Origin of the sequence: Curtobacterium sp. PhB130, assembly GCF_003755165.1 — a bacterium.
Taxonomy (GTDB): Bacteria; Actinomycetota; Actinomycetes; order Actinomycetales; family Microbacteriaceae; genus Curtobacterium.
The window spans coordinates 163440-179907 of record NZ_RKII01000010.1 but is presented as its reverse complement, the minus strand read 5'-3'; the positions used below and the strand labels follow the sequence as shown (position 1 = coordinate 179907).

The window sequence follows — 16468 nt, the reverse complement described above, 5'->3', positions numbered from 1 at the left end:
GTCCGGAACCGGCGGCGTGGGCCCAGGCTGCGCAGCGTCCACGGGGCCCTCCGTCACCAGCCCGCCCGCTCGAGCGCGTAGTCCTGCAGGCTGCGCACGCTGTGCGCGGTGCCGATCGTCTCGATCGCCGCGACGGCCGCGCCGAGCTGCGCGATCGTCGTGAACAGCGGCTTGTCCGCGGCGACCGTGGCCGCGCGGATCTCGTAGCCGTCCGCACGACCCGACGCGCCGCTCGGCGTGTTGATCACGATGTCGACCTCGTTGCGCGCGAGCAGGTCGACGACGCTCTCGCCGCCCTGGCTGTACTTGCCGACCACGTCGACGAGGATGCCGTTGCGGCGGAGCACCTCGGCGGTGCCCTCGGTCGCGGTGATCGTGAAGCCGAGCTGCTGCAGCCGGTGCACGGGCAGCACGATGGCGCGCTTGTCGGTGTCCGCGACGCTCACGAACACGGTGCCGCTGGTCGGCAGCCCGCCGTACGCCGCGATCTGGGACTTGAGGAACGCCCGCGGGAAGTCGCGGTCGATGCCCATGACCTCACCGGTGGAGCGCATCTCGGGGCTGAGCACCGAGTCGACGACCTGGCCCTCGGCGGTGCGGAAGCGGCGGAACGGCAGCACCGCTTCCTTGACCGCGACCGGGGCCTGCGCCGGCACGAACGCGCCGTCGCGGGCGGGCAGGAGCCCTTCCTCGACGAGGGCGTCGACCGAGGTGCCGGTCATGATCCGGGCGGCCGCCTTCGCCAGGGCGATGCCGAGCGCCTTCGAGACGAACGGCACGGTGCGGCTGGCGCGGGGGTTCGCCTCGAGCACGTAGAGCACGCCGGCGCCGATCGCGAACTGCACGTTGAGGAGCCCGCGCACGCCGATGCCGCGCGCGATCTTCTCGGTGGCGTCGACGACCGCCTGGATCTCGCCGCGGCCGAGACCGACCGGCGGGAGCGTGCAGGACGAGTCACCCGAGTGGATGCCCGCCTCTTCGATGTGCTCCATGATGCCGCCGATGTAGAGCCGCTCGCCGTCGAACAGCGCGTCGACGTCGATCTCCACGGCGTCGTCGAGGAACCGGTCCACCAGGAGCGGCAGGTCCGGGCCGATGATCGCCTGGTCGGCCATCCGGCCGAAGTAGTCGGCCATCGCGGTGGCGTCGTAGACGATCTCCATGCCACGGCCGCCGAGCACGAACGACGGGCGGACGAGGACCGGGTACCCGATCTCCTCGGCGACGGCGGTCGCGCTCTCCAGGTCGTGCGCGGTGCCGTTCCGCGGCGCGAGCAGCCCGGCCGCGTCGAGGATCGCGGAGAACTGACCGCGCTCCTCGGCGGAGTCGATCGCCGTCGGGCTGGTGCCGAGGATCGGGATCCCGGCGGCCTCGAGCGGCTTCGCGAGCCCGAGGGCCGTCTGGCCGCCGAGCTGCACGACGACACCGACGAGTTCGCCGGACGCGGCCTCGGCCTCGATGACCTCGAGGACGTCCTCGGTGGTCAGGGGCTCGAAGTACAGCCGGTCCGAGGTGTCGTAGTCGGTGGAGACCGTCTCAGGGTTGCAGTTGATCATGATCGTCTCGAACCCGGCGTCGCTCAGCGCGAAGGACGCGTGCACGCAGGAGTAGTCGAACTCGACGCCCTGGCCGATGCGGTTCGGGCCGGAGCCGAGGATGACGACCTTCTTGCGGCTCGACGGGGCGACCTCGGTCTCGGTGTCGTAGGACGAGTAGTGGTACGGCGTCAGGGCCGGGAACTCGCCGGCGCAGGTGTCGACCGTCTTGAAGACCGGGCGGATGCCGAGCTCGTGCCGGGCGTCGCGGACCTGCTGCTCGGTGACCTGCTGGTCGGCGGTGCTCCGCAGCGACGCGATCTGGATGTCGCTGAAGCCGTGCTCCTTGGCCCAGCGGATCGTGTCCGCGTCGAGGGTCTCGGCGTCCCGGACCTCGGCCGCGACCTCGTTGATCAGCACGATCTGGTCGAGGTACCACGGGTCGATCGCGTTCGCCGCGAAGACCTCTTCGACGGTGGCACCGGCGTAGAGCGCCTGCTGCACCGTGACGATGCGGCCGTCGGTCGGGATCTTCGACTTCTCGAGGAGGGCGTCCTTGTCGAGCTCGGCCGCCGGGGTGTCCCAGTGGAAGCTCGAGCCGCGCTTCTCGAGCGAGCGGAGCGACTTCTGCAGGGCGGTGGCGAAGTTCCGGCCGATGGCCATCGCCTCGCCGACGCTCTTCATCGTCGTGGTCAGGGTGGCGTCGGCGGCCGGGAACTTCTCGAACGCGAAGCGCGGGGTCTTCACGACGACGTAGTCGAGCGTCGGCTCGAAGCTCGCCGGGGTGACCCGGGTGATGTCGTTCTGGATCTCGTCGAGGCGGTACCCGATGGCGAGCTTCGCGGCGATCTTCGCGATCGGGAAGCCCGTCGCCTTCGACGCCAGCGCGCTGGAGCGCGAGACACGGGGGTTCATCTCGATGACGATGAGACGGCCGTTCGCCGGGTCGACGGCGAACTGGATGTTGCAGCCACCGGTGTCGACACCGACGCGACGGATGATGTCGATGCCGATGTTCCGCATGTTCTGGTACTCGCGGTCGGTCAGCGTGAGCGCGGGGGCGACGGTGATCGAGTCGCCGGTGTGCACGCCGACCGGGTCGACGTTCTCGATGGAGCAGACCACGACGGTGTTGTCGTAGTTGTCCCGCATCAGCTCGAGCTCGTACTCCTTCCAGCCGAGGATCGACTCCTCGAGCAGGACCTCGGTCGTCGGGCTGGACTGCAGCCCGTCACCGACGAACCGGATCAGCTCTTCCTCGGTGTACGCGAAGCCGGAGCCGAGACCGCCCATGGTGAAGGACGGGCGGACGACGAGCGGGTAGCCGAGGTCCTTCGCGAACTCCTTGGCTTCTTCGAGCGTGTGGGCGATGTGGCTGCGGGCCACGTCGGCGCCGGACTCGAGCACGAGCTCCTTGAAGAGCTGCCGGTCCTCGCCGCGCTGGATCGCGTCGACCTTGGCGCCGATGAGCTCGACACCGTGCTCGGCGAGGATGCCGGCCTCGTCGAGCGCGATCGCGGCGTTCAGCGCGGTCTGGCCGCCGAGCGTCGGCAGGATCGCGTCCGGCTGCTCGATGCGGATGATCTCCTCGATCGAGGCGTTCGTGATCGGCTCGATGTAGGTGGCGTCGGCGAAGTCCGGGTCCGTCATGATCGTCGCCGGGTTCGGGTTGACGAGGATCACGCGGATGCCCTCGGCGCGGAGGACACGGCAGGCCTGGGTGCCGGAGTAGTCGAACTCGGCGGCCTGCCCGATGACGATCGGGCCGGAGCCGATGACCAGGACGGAGTTGATGTCAGGGCGCTTCGGCATCAGTTGCCTTCCTTCGTGACGTCGGCTGCGGGGGTGGTCGCGTCGGCGGTGGCTGCGTCCAGCGGACGGCCCTCGTTGCGCGCCACGACCATGTCCCGGAAGCGGTCGAACAGGTACATGCTGTCGTGCGGTCCGGCGGCCGCCTCGGGGTGGTACTGCACGCTGAACGCCGGGATGTCGAGCGCGCGGAGGCCCTCGACGACGTTGTCGTTGAGCGAGTAGTGCGAGACCTCGACGCGACCGAAGCCGACCGGGGACTCGAGCACCTCGCCGACGGGGGCGTCGACCGCGAAGCCGTGGTTCTGGCTCGTGATCTCGACCTTGCCGGTGGTGGTGTCGAGCACCGGCTGGTTGATGCCGCGGTGGCCGAAGGGCAGCTTGTAGGTGCCGAAGCCGAGCGCGCGGCCGAGGAGCTGGTTGCCGAAGCAGATGCCGAAGAACGGGCGGCCGTCGCGGAGGCTCTCCTGCAGCAGCGCGACCTGCGACTCCGACGCGGCCGGGTCACCCGGGCCGTTCGAGTAGAACAGGGCGTCCGGCGCGAGGTCGCGGAGCGCCTCGATCGTCGAGTCCTGCGGCAGCACGTGCACCTCGAAGCCGCGGGCGGCGAGGTAGCGCGTGGTCGACGCCTTGACGCCGAGGTCGAGCACGGCGAGCGTGCCGATCTGCTCGCCGACGGCGGGGACGACGTACGGCTCGGCGGTGGAGACCGCCGCGGAGAGGCTCTGCCCCGCCATGTCGACCTGCTCGCGCACGAGCCGGCCCTGCTCCTCGGGCGACAGGGCCGCGTCCGGGCCGCTGAACACGCCGCCCTTCATCGCGCCGGCGTCACGGATCCGGCGGGTGATCGCGCGGGTGTCGATCCCTGAGATCCCGACGATGCCGTCGCGCTCCAGGTGGTCGTCGAGCGAGGCGTTCGCACGGTGGTTCGACACCACGCGGCTGGGGTCGCGCACCACGTACCCGGCGACCCAGATGCGACGGGACTCGGGGTCCTCGTCGTTCACACCCGTGTTGCCGATGTGCGGCGCGGTCTGCACCACGATCTGCCCGGCGTAGGACGGATCGGTCAGCGTCTCCTGGTACCCGGTCATCCCGGTTGCGAAGACGACCTCGCCGAGGGTGCGTCCGCGGGCGCCGTAGGCCCATCCGTCGTAGCGGGTGCCGTCCTCGAGGACCAGCACGGCCCGTTCGCGTGTCATCAGTTCGTCCCTTCGCCCGCGGTGTGCGGGTGGTTGTGCTTCGTCGCCAGCTCCTGGAGCGCCCGCAGTGCTGCTGCGTCGTCCTCCGGGAACCGGAAGTAGGTGTCGAGGTCCGTCGCACCTGCGGCGCCGGTCGCCGTCCATCGCAGACGGACCAGTCCCCCGGGTTCGACCACACGGTCGATGGCCCACGTGGCGCGGTCGGCGCCGCGGAGCGCGTCCGCGGCGAGCCAGCGGTCGTCCGCGCCGGCGAGGTGCAGGACGACGCCGTCGTCGTGGACGGTCACGCCGCCGCGACCGCGGAAGCCGAGTCCGCCGGCGGTGATGCGTTCGAGCGGCAGGTCGGCGCGGGTCGTCGCGACGGTGAAGCCGTCCCACGACCCGGCCGCCGGTCCGACGTCGGACGGCACGCTGACGGGAGGCACGGCTTCCGTCTGCTTGCGCACCCGCGTCCGCCACGTGCGCGCCATGGCCACGAACAGCGCGGCCACCGCGAGGAGGATCACGCCGCCGAGGAGCCAGCGTGCGGCGTCGCCGCTCACGCGGTCACCGCCGTCCGCGCTGCGGCAGCGGCTGCTGCGATGGTCTCCGCGTCGACGACCGCGCCGTCGAGCACCGTCGGGTACCCGTGGTGGAACGTCGCGACGACGCGCCCGGGCAGGCGCATCCCGAGGTAGGGCGAGTTCTGCGACTGCCCGGCGAGGTCGGTGACGGCGAACTCGCGGCTCGCGCTCGGGTCGTAGAGGGTGATCTCCGCGGGGGCGCCCTCGGCGATCGCCTGACCGTGGCCCTCGACCTGGCCGATCCGGGCGGGAGCGCTCGAGAGCACGCGGGCGATGTCGGCCCAGTCGAGGCGGCCGTCCTCGACCACCGCGGCCTGGACGACGCTCAGCGCGGACTCGAGACCGACCATGCCGTTCGCGGCCGCCGGCCACTCGCAGCACTTCGCCTCTGCCGTGTGCGGTGCGTGGTCCGTCGCGACGATGTCGATCGTGCCGTCGGCGAGGGCGGCGCGGAGGGCGTCCACGTCCTCACGAGCACGGAGCGGCGGGTTCACCTTGTAGCGGGCGTCGTACCCGGGAGCACCGTCGATCCCCGCGATGAGGTCCTCGGTGAGCACCAGGTGGTGCGGCGTGACCTCTGCCGTGACGTCGATCCCGCGGGACTTGGCCCAGCGGATCACCTCGACGCTGCCGGCCGTCGAGACGTGGCACACGTGCAGGCGTGCTCCGACGTGGTCGGCGAGCAGGACGTCCCGGGCGATGATCGCCTCCTCCGCCACGGCGGGCCACCCGGCGAGGCCGAGCTCCGAGGACAGACGACCCTCGTTCATCTGCGCGCCGATGGTCAGGCGGGGCTCTTGTGCGTGCTGCGCGAGGACACCGCCGAAGCCCTTGATGTACTCGAGCGCCCGGCGCATCAGGAGCGGGTCGGACACGCACGAACCGTCGTCGGAGAACACCCGGACCTTCGCCCGCGAGGTCGCCATCGCACCGATCTCGGACAGGTGCGTGCCCTGCAGGCCCTGCGAGACGGCGCCGATCGGGCGGACCGTGACGTAGCCCGCGTCGTCGCCGAGCGCCTGGACCTGCTCCACCACGCCCGCGGTGTCCGCGACCGGGCTCGAGTTCGCCATCGCGTTCACGGCGGTGAAGCCGCCAGCGGCCGCGGCGCGCGAGCCGGACAGGACCGTCTCGGACTCCTCGTGACCGGGCTCGCGGAGGTGGGTGTGCAGGTCCACGAGACCGGGCAGGGCGATCAGGCCGTCCGCGTCCACGATGGTGGCGCCGGCCGCGTCGAGACCGGACCCGATCGCGGTGATGCGCCGTCCCTCCAGGCGGATGTCGGCACGCGAGCCGTCGACCAGCTGCGCGCCGCGGATGAGGTGAGCGGTCATGCGACGGACTCCTTCTGGTCGGTGCCGGACGGGGCGCCTGCGCCCGTGAGGCCCAGGTCGCCCGTGAGGGCCAGGTACAGGACGGCCATCCGGACGGAGACGCCGTGCTCGACCTGCTCGACGATCGTCGATGCGGGCGAGTCGGCGGCGACGCCGGCGATCTCCAGGCCGCGGTTCATCGGCCCGGGGTGCATCACGAGCGTGCGCTCGGAGAGCCGCGCGAACCGCGCGGCGGTGAGGCCCCAGTGGCGTGTGTACTCGCGCGGGTTCGGGAAGAAGGCGTCGTTCATGCGCTCCTGCTGGATGCGGAGCGTCATCACGACGTCCGGGTCCTCGGCGAGGGCGGTGTCGAGGTCGTGGTGCACGGCGGCGCCGAACGGGGTCGTCGTGACGGGCAGCAGCGTCGGCGGGGCCGCGAAGGTCACGCTCGCGCCGAGGGTGCGGAGGAGCCACGCGTTGCTGCGGGCGACGCGGCTGTGCAGCACGTCGCCGACGATGAGGACACGGACCCCGTCGAGCGCCTGCCCGCGACTGCCGGCGCCGTGCAGCCGCCGCCGCATCGTGAACGCGTCGAGGAGCGCTTGCGTCGGGTGCTCGTGCGTGCCGTCGCCGGCGTTCACCACCGGGACGTCGATCCAGTCCGCGTCGGCGAGCACCCGGGGTGCACCGGAGGCGCCGTGGCGCATGACGATGCCGTCGATGCCCATCGCGCCGAGGGTCTGCACGGTGTCCTTGAGCGACTCGCCCTTGGAGACGCTGGAGCCCTTCGCGGCGAAGTTGATGACGTCGGCGGAGAGGCGCTTCGCGGCGGCCTCGAAGGAGATCCGCGTGCGGGTGGAGTCCTCGAAGAAGAGGTTCACGACGGTCTTGCCGCGGAGGGCCGGGAGCTTCCGGACCTCGCGCTGGTTGACCTCGGCCATCTCCTCGGCGACGTCGAGGATCTGGATCGCGTCGGCGCGGGAGAGGTCGGCGGTGGAGAGGAGGTGCTTCACGCGACGCCTCCCGGTGCCGGCTGCTGCTGCTGCTGCTGCAGCTGCGGCGGCGGCTGCTGCGGCTGCTGCGGCTGTTCGATGACGACCTCGTCGGCGCCGTCGGTCTCGGTGAGCCGGAGGGTGACGCGCTCGTCGGACGCGGTCGGCAGGTTCTTGCCGACGTGGTCCGCACGGATCGGGAGTTCCCGGTGCCCGCGGTCCACGAGCACGGCGAGGCGGACCGCCCGCGGCCGACCGATGTTCTGCAGGGCGTCGAGGGCCGCTCGGACCGTGCGCCCCGAGTACAGCACGTCGTCGACCAGGACGACGACCCGGCCGTCGATGCCGCCGGCGGGGATGGTCGTCCGGTGCGGCGCCCGGCCGATGCCGCGACCGAGGTCGTCGCGGTGCATCGTCACGTCGAGCGTGCCGACGCGGCCGTCCCACTCGGGTTCGATGTCCGCGAGGATGCGGCCGAGCCGCTCCGCGAGGACGGCACCCCGGGTCGGGATGCCGAGGAGCACCAGGTCCGAGGCGCCGTGGTTGGCCTCGAGGATCTCGTGCGCGATGCGTGTCAGAGCACGCGTGATGTCGGAGTGCTGCAGGACCGTTCTGGTACCCACGCCGACCTCCTTCCCCGCCTCTCAGGACGGCATTTAAAGGATGCTGACGTGGTCAACCCTACCGGGACTCCTGGTCCCCTGCGACCGACCGACCGGACGGTGCACGGCCCCCGGCGATCGCTCCGAGCACGCCGTTGACGAAGCCCGCCGACTCCTCGGTGGACAGCGACTGCGCGAGCTCGACCGCCTCGGCGATGGCGACGGCGTCCGGGACCTCCGGGTTGAACCGGATCTCCCACACGCCCATCCGGAGGATGCAGCGGTCGAGGACCGGCATCCGCGGGATCGACCAGCCCTGGGCGTGTTCGACGATCACCGCGTCGATCTCCGCGCGGGCGTCCTCGACGCCGGTGACGACCTGCCGGGCGTAGTCCCAGCTGGACGCACGCTCGGGCTGGTCGAGGTGCCGGACGGTCTCCGTGGCGAGGACGTCCGCGATCGGGAGTTCCCGGACCTCGGCCACGTACAGCATGTCGAGGGCGCGCTTGCGGGCCTTCGAACGAGCACTCATACGGTCAGCGCCTAGTCGTTGACGCGGCCGAGGAAGTTGCCGTCGCGCGTGTCGATCTTCACCTTGGTGTCCGTCTCGAGGTACAGCGGCACCTGGATCTGGTAGCCGGTGGCCTTGATCGTCGCGGGCTTCGTGCCACCGGACGAACGGTCGCCCTGCAGGCCCGGCTCGGTCTCGATCTCGGTGACGATCGACGTCGGGAGCTCGATGTAGAGCGGGTTGCCCTCGTTCATCGCGATGGTGACCATCGCGGACTCGAGGAGGAAGTTCTTCGCGTCGCCGACGACGGTCGCGGGGACCGGGATCTGGTCGTAGGTGTCGGTGTCCATGAACACGTAGGAGTCGCCGTCCTCGTAGAGGAACTGGTAGTCGCGGCGGTCGACCGTCGCGGTCTCGATCTTCGCGCCCGCGTTGAACGTGCGGTCGACGACCTTGCCGGAGACGACGTTCTTCAGCTTGGTGCGGACGAACGCACCACCCTTGCCGGGCTTCACGTGCTGGAACTCGACGACCGACCAGAGCTGCCCGTCGATGATGAGAACGGCGCCGTTCTTGATGTCAGTGGTACTGGCCATGGGTGTCGATGTCCAATTCGTGTTGATGAATGAAGTGTGCGGGCGGCTGCGCGCCCCGGTCGAGTGTAGCCGACCGGCTCAGTCCCGTCGGCGGGCACGCCACGCGTCGATCGCGGCCCAGACGAGCAGCACCACCGCCGCTCCCCCGAGCAGCCCACCGGCCGTCCCGGTGCCGATGACGGCGGTGGGACGAGCCGGCGACGCCAGGTAGACGATCGCCAGGATCCCGGCACCGGAACCGAGCAGCACCAGGAGGACCCGCCGGATCATCCCGGACAGGGTCTGCCGGTCCCGCCGGTCGGAGAGGAGGCGGATGTTCACCGAGAGCCGGCCGTGCTCGATCGCCTCCCCGATGCGGTCGACCCGCCGCGGCAGTCGTCTGACGGTCGAGAACAGGCCGAAGAGCTCGCGTGCTGCGACGTCCCGCAGGACACTCGGGCGGAGCTGGTCGCGGATCTGCTCGCGCGCCAGGTTCCGGGACTCCTCGAGCAGGTCGAACGAGGGCACAAGACTGCGGAGCGTCCCCTCGAAGATCGCGAGTGCCCGCGCAGCCGCCACGAAGTCCGGCGGCGCCTTCAGCCGGTACCGCCCGAACACCTCGACCGCGTCGTCGACGGTCTCCACCCCGATGCGCGCGCCGGGTCCGAGCTCGTCGGCGACGAACCGGGCGATGTCGCGACGGAAGTCCGGCTCGTCCTCGGCACGTCGGACCGGTGCCATCCGCAGCACCGCGTCGGCGATGCGGGCGGTGTCGTCCTGGATGTACGCGGCCAGCAGTTCCTGCACGACGTCGCGGAGCCCGGGGTCGAGGCGCCCGACCGACCCGAAGTCGATGAGCGCCGGTCGGCCGTCGGGCAGCAGCAGGACGTTCCCGGGGTGCAGGTCGCCGTGGTAGACCCCGTCGAACACGACCTGCCGGAGGAACGCCCGGAGGATCGCCCGCATCGGCTCGTCCAGGTCGCGGTCTGCGCGGGACGCCCGGATCGCGCTGAGCGTGTCGCCCTCGAGGAACTCCATCACCAGGACGCGCCGGCCGGACAGCTCCGGGTAGGGATCGGGGAACCGGATCTCGTCCGGACGGGCGCTCCTGGCCTGTGCCGCGCGGAGGGTCTCGAGGTTCCGGAGCTCCGACCCGAAGTCGACCTGCCGGATCAGGTCGGCCGCGTACTGCGCCGCGACGTCCTGCACGCCGACCTGTCGCGCTTCGGCGGAGGTGCGCGCCATGAACTTGACGACCCGCAGCGCGATGTCCACGTCACGCCGGACCGCGTCGTCGATGCCGGGGCGCTGCACCTTCACGGCCACCGCGGTGCCGTCGTGCAGCCGCGCACGGTGCACCTGCGCGATGGACGCGGCCGCGACCGGTGTGTTGTCGAAGGACTGGAAGACCTGGTCGACGGGAGCGTGCAGTTCCCGTGCGAGGAGCTCGGCGACCGCCGTCGGGTCCGCCGGCGTGACGTTCCGCTGCAGGTGCGCGAGCCCCTCGGTCCACTCGTCGGGCAGCAGGTCGTCGCGCGTGGAGAGCAGCTGGCCCATCTTCACGAACCCGCCGCCCGCTTCCTCGAGCGCGCGGCGCAGGTGCTCGGCCTGGTCACGGCGCGTGTCGGAGGTCTCCGGGTCGCGGGTGAAGTCGAGGCGGCGGAAGGGGACGAGGCCGTGGCGGCGGGCGATGGCGAGGAGTTCGGCGAAGCGGCGCGCGCGGGTCCTGAGGGTCCCCGCGTCCACGGTCGGGCCGCCGCCGAGGTCGCTCAGGCGGGGTGGGTTGGGCACACGGCCAGCATGCTCCCCCGGCCTGGGCTTCCCCGGGTCGTTCCTCCACAGCCGGGAGGCACGGCTCCCCCTCCACAGGTCGGCTCGCCCCCGTCGGTCGACCGCCGCCAGGGCGTCACGCTCGTCCCATGGACACAGCACTCATCGCCGCCGCCGTCGCGGCTGCCGCCGCCATCGCGGCCGCCGTGGTCAGCTGGTTCGGCGCGTTCCAGGCCCGCCGCGCCGCCGACCGGAACCACGCATGGGAACGACTGACCTGGGCGGTTCGCGCGAACCGGAGCCAGTCCGAATACGACATCTCGAGAACTGTCCTCCAGCGCCTCATCGACGTACGGTGGGCGCCCAAGCCGGACCAGGAACTCGCACGCCGAGCTCTCCGGCGCCATGTACTCGACCGCCACCACCCGCCGCACGACCAGGAGGAACCCTGATGCCGTTGTTCGCCCCGCTGCCCGACCGACCGGTGTTCGACGTCAACGGCACCGAAGAGGACGACAAAGTGCTCGATGCCTGGCAAGAAGGGGCGACCGTCGACGAATGGCGGGAGTACGAGCGCACCGGAGTCGTCACGGTGTCGATGCACGTGAAGTGGTGGTGGCGGCGGACGCTCCGGGTGCTCCGGTAGCGGGTCGGCTAGACCCCGACCTCCTGGTACGCGGTGAAGAGGAGGTGGTCCTCGGGACCCTCGAGCGTGGTCGGCTTGCCGACACCGTCGAGGATGATGAACCGGAGCATCCCGGCGCGGGCCTTCTTGTCACGGCGCATGGTCGCGAGCAGCCCCTCCCAACGGCCGAGCGGGTACGTCGTCGGCAGCGACAGCGACTCCAGGATCGCCCGGTGCCGATCGACGGTCGCGTCGTCGAGGTGCCCGGTGAGACGGGCCAGTTCGGCCGCGAACACCATGCCGACCGACACCGCAGCACCGTGGCGCCACTGGTACCGCTCGGCGTGCTCGATCGCGTGGCCGAGGGTGTGGCCGTAGTTCAGGATCTCGCGGCGGCCCTGCTCGGTGAAGTCGTCCGACACCACCTGCGCCTTCAGCTCGATCGCCAGCTCGACGACGCGGCGGAACTCCGGCGTGGTGGGGTCGGTCGCACGCTCGACGTCGGCCTCGATCACGTCGAGGATCTCCGGGACGGCGATGAACCCGGCCTTGACGATCTCGGCGAACCCGGTCAGGACGTCGTTCTTCGGCAGGGTGCGGACCAGGTCGATGTCCGCGACGACCGCCTTGGGGGCGAAGAAGGCCCCGACGAGGTTCTTGCCCTCGTTCGTGTTGATGCCGGTCTTGCCGCCGACACTCGCGTCGACCATGCCGAGGACGCTGGTCGGGATCGCGATGTACGGCACGCCGCGGAGCCACGTCGCTGCGACGAACCCGGCGAGGTCGGTGACGGCTCCCCCGCCGAGGCCGATGACGGCGTCGGTGCGGGTGAAGTCCGACTGGCCCATGATCTGCCAGCAGAACGCGGCGACCTCGACGCGCTTGGCTCCCTCGGCGTCCGGGACCTCGGCGATGAGCGCCTCGAGGCCGGCGTCGACGAGCTGCACGCGCAGTTCCTCCGCGCGGGCGCCCAGCGTCGGTGCGTGCACGATGAGCACCTTCGCGACCCGCGGTCCGAGCAGCGCCGGCACGGAGCCGAGCAGCCCGGTACCGACTGCGACGACGTACCCGTCGTCCCCGCCGACGCGGATCTCGGTGGTGCCCTCGGGCAGGATCGACTCGGTCACGGTGCTCCTTCGGTGCTCGTCAGCCAGGTCACCACGTCGTCGACGACGTGGGACATCGGCCGACGAGAGGTGTCGACGACGGTGTGCGCGAGTTCCGCGTAGGTCGCGGCGCGCTCGTCCATGATGGTCTGCCACGCGTCGATGCCGCCCGACGCAAGTAGGGGTCGGTCGGACCCGGTGATGCGTTCGGCGACGGCTTCCGGTGAGACCGTGAGCAGCACGACCCGCGCGCCGCCCAGTGCCTCGCGGGTGGCGGCGTGCGTGACGGCGCCACCACCGACGGCGATCACGCCGCCGGTCGCCATCGCCTGACGGACCGCCTCGGCTTCGAGGGCACGGAACGCCGGCTCCCCGCGGTCCGCGAAGATCCCGGGGATCGGCCCGTGCTCACGGACGATGACGCGGTCCGTGTCGGTGAACGGCACGCCGAGCTGCTTCGCCACGCGCTTGCCGACGCTCGACTTGCCCGCGCCCATCGGACCGATGATGACGACGGGCGCGGTCGGGGCCGTCGGGGTGCCGACGCCCTCCGTGCTCACCAGGACGACGAGTGCGCAGCCGGCTCGGTCCGACGGGAGCGCAGGGTCTCCGGGATCGAGGCCAGGTACGACTCGAGGTTGCGCTTGGTCTCCACGACGTTGTCGCCACCGAACTTCTCGAGCACGGCGTCGGCGAGCACCAGTGCGACCATCGCCTCTGCCACGACGCCCGCTGCGGGGACCGCGCAGACGTCGGACCGCTGGTGGTGCGCCGAGGCGTCCTCACCCGTGGTGACGTCGATGGTGTGCAGCGCGTGCGGGATGGTCGCGATCGGCTTCATGCCCGCGCGGACCCGGAGCACGGTGCCCGTGGACATGCCGCCCTCGGTGCCGCCGGCACGGTCGCTCGTGCGGATGATCTCGCCGTCTTCGCGGTAGAGCTCGTCGTGCGCCTCGGAGCCGCGGCGGCCGGCGGTCTGGAAGCCGTCACCGACCTCGACGCCCTTGATCGCCTGGATGCCCATGATCGCTGCGGCGAGCCGTGCGTCGAGTCGGCGGTCCCACTGCACGTGCGAGCCGAGCCCCGGCGGGACGCCGTAGAAGAGCACCTCGACGACACCGCCGAGGGTGTCCCCGTCCTTCTTGGCGGCTTCGACCTCGGTGACCATGCGGGCCGACGTCTCCGCGTCGAAGCACCGCAGCTGGTCCTCGTCGAGGCGGTCGACGTCGTCCGGCTGCGGGAGCGCGGTGCCGTCCGGCACGCGGACGGTCCCGACCTGCAGGGTGTGCGCGACGGACCGGATGCCGAGCTCGGCGAGGAAGGACTTCGCGACGGCGCCGAGCGCGACGCGGGCAGCGGTCTCTCGTGCCGAGGCGCGCTCGAGGATCGGGCGGGCTTCGTCGAAGCCGTACTTCTGCATGCCGACCAGGTCGGCGTGACCCGGGCGGGGGCGCGTCAGGGGCGCACTGCGGCCACGGGAGAGCTCGGTCTCCTCGACGGGCTCCGGGTTCATCACCTCGACCCACTTGGGCCATTCGGTGTTGCCGATGCGGATGGCGATCGGACTGCCGAGGGAGTACCCGTGGCGGACGCCGCCGGACACGTGCAACTCGTCCTGCTCGAACTTCATGCGGGAGCCGCGGCCGTAGCCGAGCTTGCGCCGCGCGAGGTCGGTACGGATGGACTCGAACGACACCGGGACGCCGGCGGGCAGGCCCTCGAGCATCGCGATCAGTTCGGGTCCGTGGGACTCACCAGCGGTCAACCAACGAAGCATGGTGTCCATCCTCCCACAGGCGTCGGCTCGAAGACGCGCCCGTGGGAGGACGCCACGCTACTGGTAGGAGGGGTGTGCGCGGAGCCACGCCTGGAACTGCTTGACGGCGACCTCGTGCTGCGCGTACGTGTCCGAGAACGCGGTCTCACCCGTCTCGAGGTTCACGGTCACGAAGTACAGCCAGTTGCCGGTCGCGGGCGCGGTGACGGCCTTGATGGCGATGTCACCCGGGTTCGAGATCGGCGCGGGCGGCAGCCCGGCGTGCTGGTAGGTGTTGTACACGTTCGACGCGTCGTTCCGCTCGGCGTCGGTCGTCGTCACCCGGTGCGTGTTGCCGGTGCCGTACGCGACCGTGGCGTCGGACTGCAGCTTCATGCCCTGGTCGAGACGGTTCTGGAAGACCCGCGCGACCTTCGGGTAGTCCGCCGCGAGCCCTGCTTCCTTCTGCACGAGCGACGCGAACACGATGACGTGCTCCTGGTCGGCCTCGGCGACGCCGGCCGCGGTGAGGTGCTGCTTCATCGTGCTGACCATCGACTGGAAGTACTGCTTCGCCGTCCACCCGGGGTTGATCGGGTAGGTCGCCGGGAACAACCAGCCCTCGAGCGTGGTGACGCCGGACGGCAGGTCGTAGGCGGAGAGGTCCTTCGCCGCCGCGGACACCTCGGCCTCGCTGAGGCCGGCCTTCGAGACCATGCCCGCCTCGATGTCCTTGAGCGCGGTGCCCTCGGGGATCACGATCGACGCCGTGACCTTGTTCTTGTCGTCCTGGAGCGCGGCCAGTGCCGCCTTCGAGCTCATGTGCTTCTTCATCGCGTACGAGCCCGGCTGGAACTGGACGTCGCTGGACGCCAGCAGCAGCTTGTAGAACGCGGACGAGGTCTTCACGACGCCGCTCCGCTGGAGGGTCTTCGCGACGTCCTCGCCGATGTCGCCCTGCTTGATCGTGATGGTGACCTTCGACGTACCGGAGCCGGTGTAGTCGTCGGTCTCCTTGGCGCCGGTCAGCGCGCCGATGACCTGCTGCACCTTCGGCGCCGCGAACGTGTACGCCCCGACACCGGCGGCCAGCACGACCGCGACGATGACGATCCCGGCGATCAGTCCGCCACGCGACCGTCGGTGCGGTTCCCGCGGCGGCCTGGAGGCTCGCCCGCCGCCGCCACGTCGCCCGCGTCCGCCGCCTCCCGCGGCTCCACCGCCCCCGTCGGCCCCGCCGTCGTCCGGACCGAGCAACGCGTGCACCTCCGGGTGCAGCTCGGGGTGCAGCGCGTCGGTGGGTTCCGCCACCGGTTCGGCGGCCGGCGCCGCCGGCTCACCGGCCGGCTCCGCTTGGCCGTCGTCGGCCGGCGAGACCGGCCGTTCCGGCTCTGGAGCCGGGGGCTCAGCGCGGCGAGCCGATGCGGCTTCCCGGGCACGGGCCTCCCGGCGGGAGAGTGGTGGGTCTGCCGGCCCGGCGGACCGAGGAGCGTCGTCTGATGCGCCGGCGGCGGACTGCTGGTCCTGCCGCTCGGCGTCGTTGCCGGGCGCGATGATCGCGTTCCAGTCCAGGTCGTCTGCCAACGGTCCTCGGTCTCTCGGTCGGGAAGGCTCCGCGGGGGGCACCGCCGATCGGATCGGCGGGAGGGCAGCCCTACTCGGGGAGCGTGGCCCCAGGAGGGGCACCGGACGCGCGCTCGTGGTCGAGCGCATGTTGCAGAATGATAACAGCGGCCGCTTGGTCGATCACGGACCGCGACTTCTTGGCGTTGCGCCCGGCCTGCCGCATGCCGCGCTGCGCGGTCACCGTGGACAGCCGCTCGTCGACGAGGCGCACCGGCCGGTGCTCCGCGATCCGCGCGGCGAACTCGCGTGCGTCGGTCGTGGACGGGGTGTCGCCGCCGGACATCGACAGCGGCAGGCCGACCACGACCTCGAGCACGTCGTACTCGTCCGCGATCGCGAGGATCCGGACCAGGTCGCCGGAGTCGTCGCGCTTGACGGTCTCCACCGGTGTCGCGATCAGGCCGTCGCGGTCGCACACGGCGACCCCGATCCGGGCACGGCCGACGTCGACGCCGAGCCGACGCCCGGAGCGGATCGACACGC

At 71.3% G+C, this 16468-nt stretch carries 16 protein-coding genes; 2 read left to right on the top strand and 14 right to left on the bottom strand.

From position 1 onward, the window contains the following. Nucleotides 1–53: 53 nt before the first annotated feature. The 9 genes from carB to EDF24_RS16515 form a co-directional block, all read right to left on the bottom strand. Complete coding sequence (gene carB / locus EDF24_RS16555) at nucleotides 54–3347, bottom strand: carbamoyl-phosphate synthase large subunit (protein WP_123704296.1); 3294 nt, start codon at nucleotides 3345–3347, stop codon at nucleotides 54–56. Continuing rightward, a complete protein-coding gene (gene carA / locus EDF24_RS16550; RefSeq protein ID WP_123653561.1) occupies nucleotides 3347–4546 on the bottom strand; it encodes a glutamine-hydrolyzing carbamoyl-phosphate synthase small subunit in 1200 nt (399 codons plus the stop codon). The genes carB and carA overlap by 1 nt, the downstream gene beginning before the upstream one ends. After that, nucleotides 4546–5088: a hypothetical protein gene (locus EDF24_RS16545; RefSeq protein ID WP_123704294.1), complete on the bottom strand. Its 543-nt coding sequence runs from the start codon at nucleotides 5086–5088 to the stop codon at nucleotides 4546–4548. The genes carA and EDF24_RS16545 overlap by 1 nt, the downstream gene beginning before the upstream one ends. Then, the gene (locus EDF24_RS16540) at nucleotides 5085–6443 is read right to left on the bottom strand and encodes a dihydroorotase (protein ID WP_123704292.1); all 1359 of its coding nucleotides are present in this window, start codon (nucleotides 6441–6443) and stop codon (nucleotides 5085–5087) included. The genes EDF24_RS16545 and EDF24_RS16540 overlap by 4 nt, the downstream gene beginning before the upstream one ends. After that, nucleotides 6440–7435 (bottom strand): aspartate carbamoyltransferase catalytic subunit, encoded by a 996-nt coding sequence (locus EDF24_RS16535; RefSeq protein ID WP_123704290.1) that lies wholly within the window; start codon nucleotides 7433–7435, stop codon nucleotides 6440–6442. The genes EDF24_RS16540 and EDF24_RS16535 overlap by 4 nt, the downstream gene beginning before the upstream one ends. Then, nucleotides 7432–8037 carry a bifunctional pyr operon transcriptional regulator/uracil phosphoribosyltransferase PyrR gene (gene pyrR, locus EDF24_RS16530; protein WP_123704288.1) on the bottom strand — a complete coding sequence of 202 codons (606 nt, stop codon included), beginning with the start codon at nucleotides 8035–8037 and terminating at the stop codon, nucleotides 7432–7434. Before pyrR ends, EDF24_RS16535 begins: the two co-directional genes overlap by 4 nt. Before the next feature lie 58 nt (nucleotides 8038–8095). Then, nucleotides 8096–8548 (bottom strand): transcription antitermination factor NusB, encoded by a 453-nt coding sequence (gene nusB / locus EDF24_RS16525; RefSeq protein ID WP_123704287.1) that lies wholly within the window; start codon nucleotides 8546–8548, stop codon nucleotides 8096–8098. Between the two features lie 11 nt (nucleotides 8549–8559). Then, nucleotides 8560–9123 carry an elongation factor P gene (efp, locus tag EDF24_RS16520; RefSeq protein WP_123653567.1) on the bottom strand — a complete coding sequence of 188 codons (564 nt, stop codon included), beginning with the start codon at nucleotides 9121–9123 and terminating at the stop codon, nucleotides 8560–8562. A gap of 78 nt (nucleotides 9124–9201) precedes the next feature. Continuing rightward, nucleotides 9202–10893: an AarF/ABC1/UbiB kinase family protein gene (locus tag EDF24_RS16515; protein WP_132049553.1), complete on the bottom strand. Its 1692-nt coding sequence runs from the start codon at nucleotides 10891–10893 to the stop codon at nucleotides 9202–9204. Nucleotides 10894–11021: 128 nt separating this feature from the next. On the opposite strand from EDF24_RS16515, the gene EDF24_RS16510 reads away from it, so the two are divergent. Continuing rightward, nucleotides 11022–11324, top strand: coding sequence for a hypothetical protein (locus EDF24_RS16510; protein WP_123653568.1), 303 nt, complete (start codon nucleotides 11022–11024; stop codon nucleotides 11322–11324). Beyond that, entirely contained in the window at nucleotides 11324–11518 is a 195-nt protein-coding gene (locus EDF24_RS16505; RefSeq protein ID WP_123653569.1) for a hypothetical protein, read from the top strand. Before EDF24_RS16510 ends, EDF24_RS16505 begins: the two co-directional genes overlap by 1 nt. Before the next feature lie 8 nt (nucleotides 11519–11526). On the opposite strand, the gene aroB is transcribed toward EDF24_RS16505, so the two are convergent. The 5 genes from aroB to ruvX form a co-directional block, all read right to left on the bottom strand. After that, complete coding sequence (gene aroB, locus EDF24_RS16500; RefSeq protein ID WP_395868337.1) at nucleotides 11527–12624, bottom strand: 3-dehydroquinate synthase; 1098 nt, start codon at nucleotides 12622–12624, stop codon at nucleotides 11527–11529. Beyond that, a complete protein-coding gene (locus EDF24_RS16495; protein ID WP_260233481.1) occupies nucleotides 12621–13163 on the bottom strand; it encodes a shikimate kinase in 543 nt (180 codons plus the stop codon). Before EDF24_RS16495 ends, aroB begins: the two co-directional genes overlap by 4 nt. Beyond that, nucleotides 13160–14380, bottom strand: coding sequence for a chorismate synthase (aroC, locus tag EDF24_RS16490; RefSeq protein ID WP_123653570.1), 1221 nt, complete (start codon nucleotides 14378–14380; stop codon nucleotides 13160–13162). Before aroC ends, EDF24_RS16495 begins: the two co-directional genes overlap by 4 nt. A gap of 57 nt (nucleotides 14381–14437) precedes the next feature. Next, a complete protein-coding gene (gene mltG / locus EDF24_RS16485; protein WP_185021702.1) occupies nucleotides 14438–15943 on the bottom strand; it encodes an endolytic transglycosylase MltG in 1506 nt (501 codons plus the stop codon). A gap of 70 nt (nucleotides 15944–16013) precedes the next feature. Continuing rightward, entirely contained in the window at nucleotides 16014–16460 is a 447-nt protein-coding gene (ruvX, locus tag EDF24_RS16480; protein ID WP_165931529.1) for a Holliday junction resolvase RuvX, read from the bottom strand. Between the last annotated feature and the right edge of the window lie 8 nt (nucleotides 16461–16468).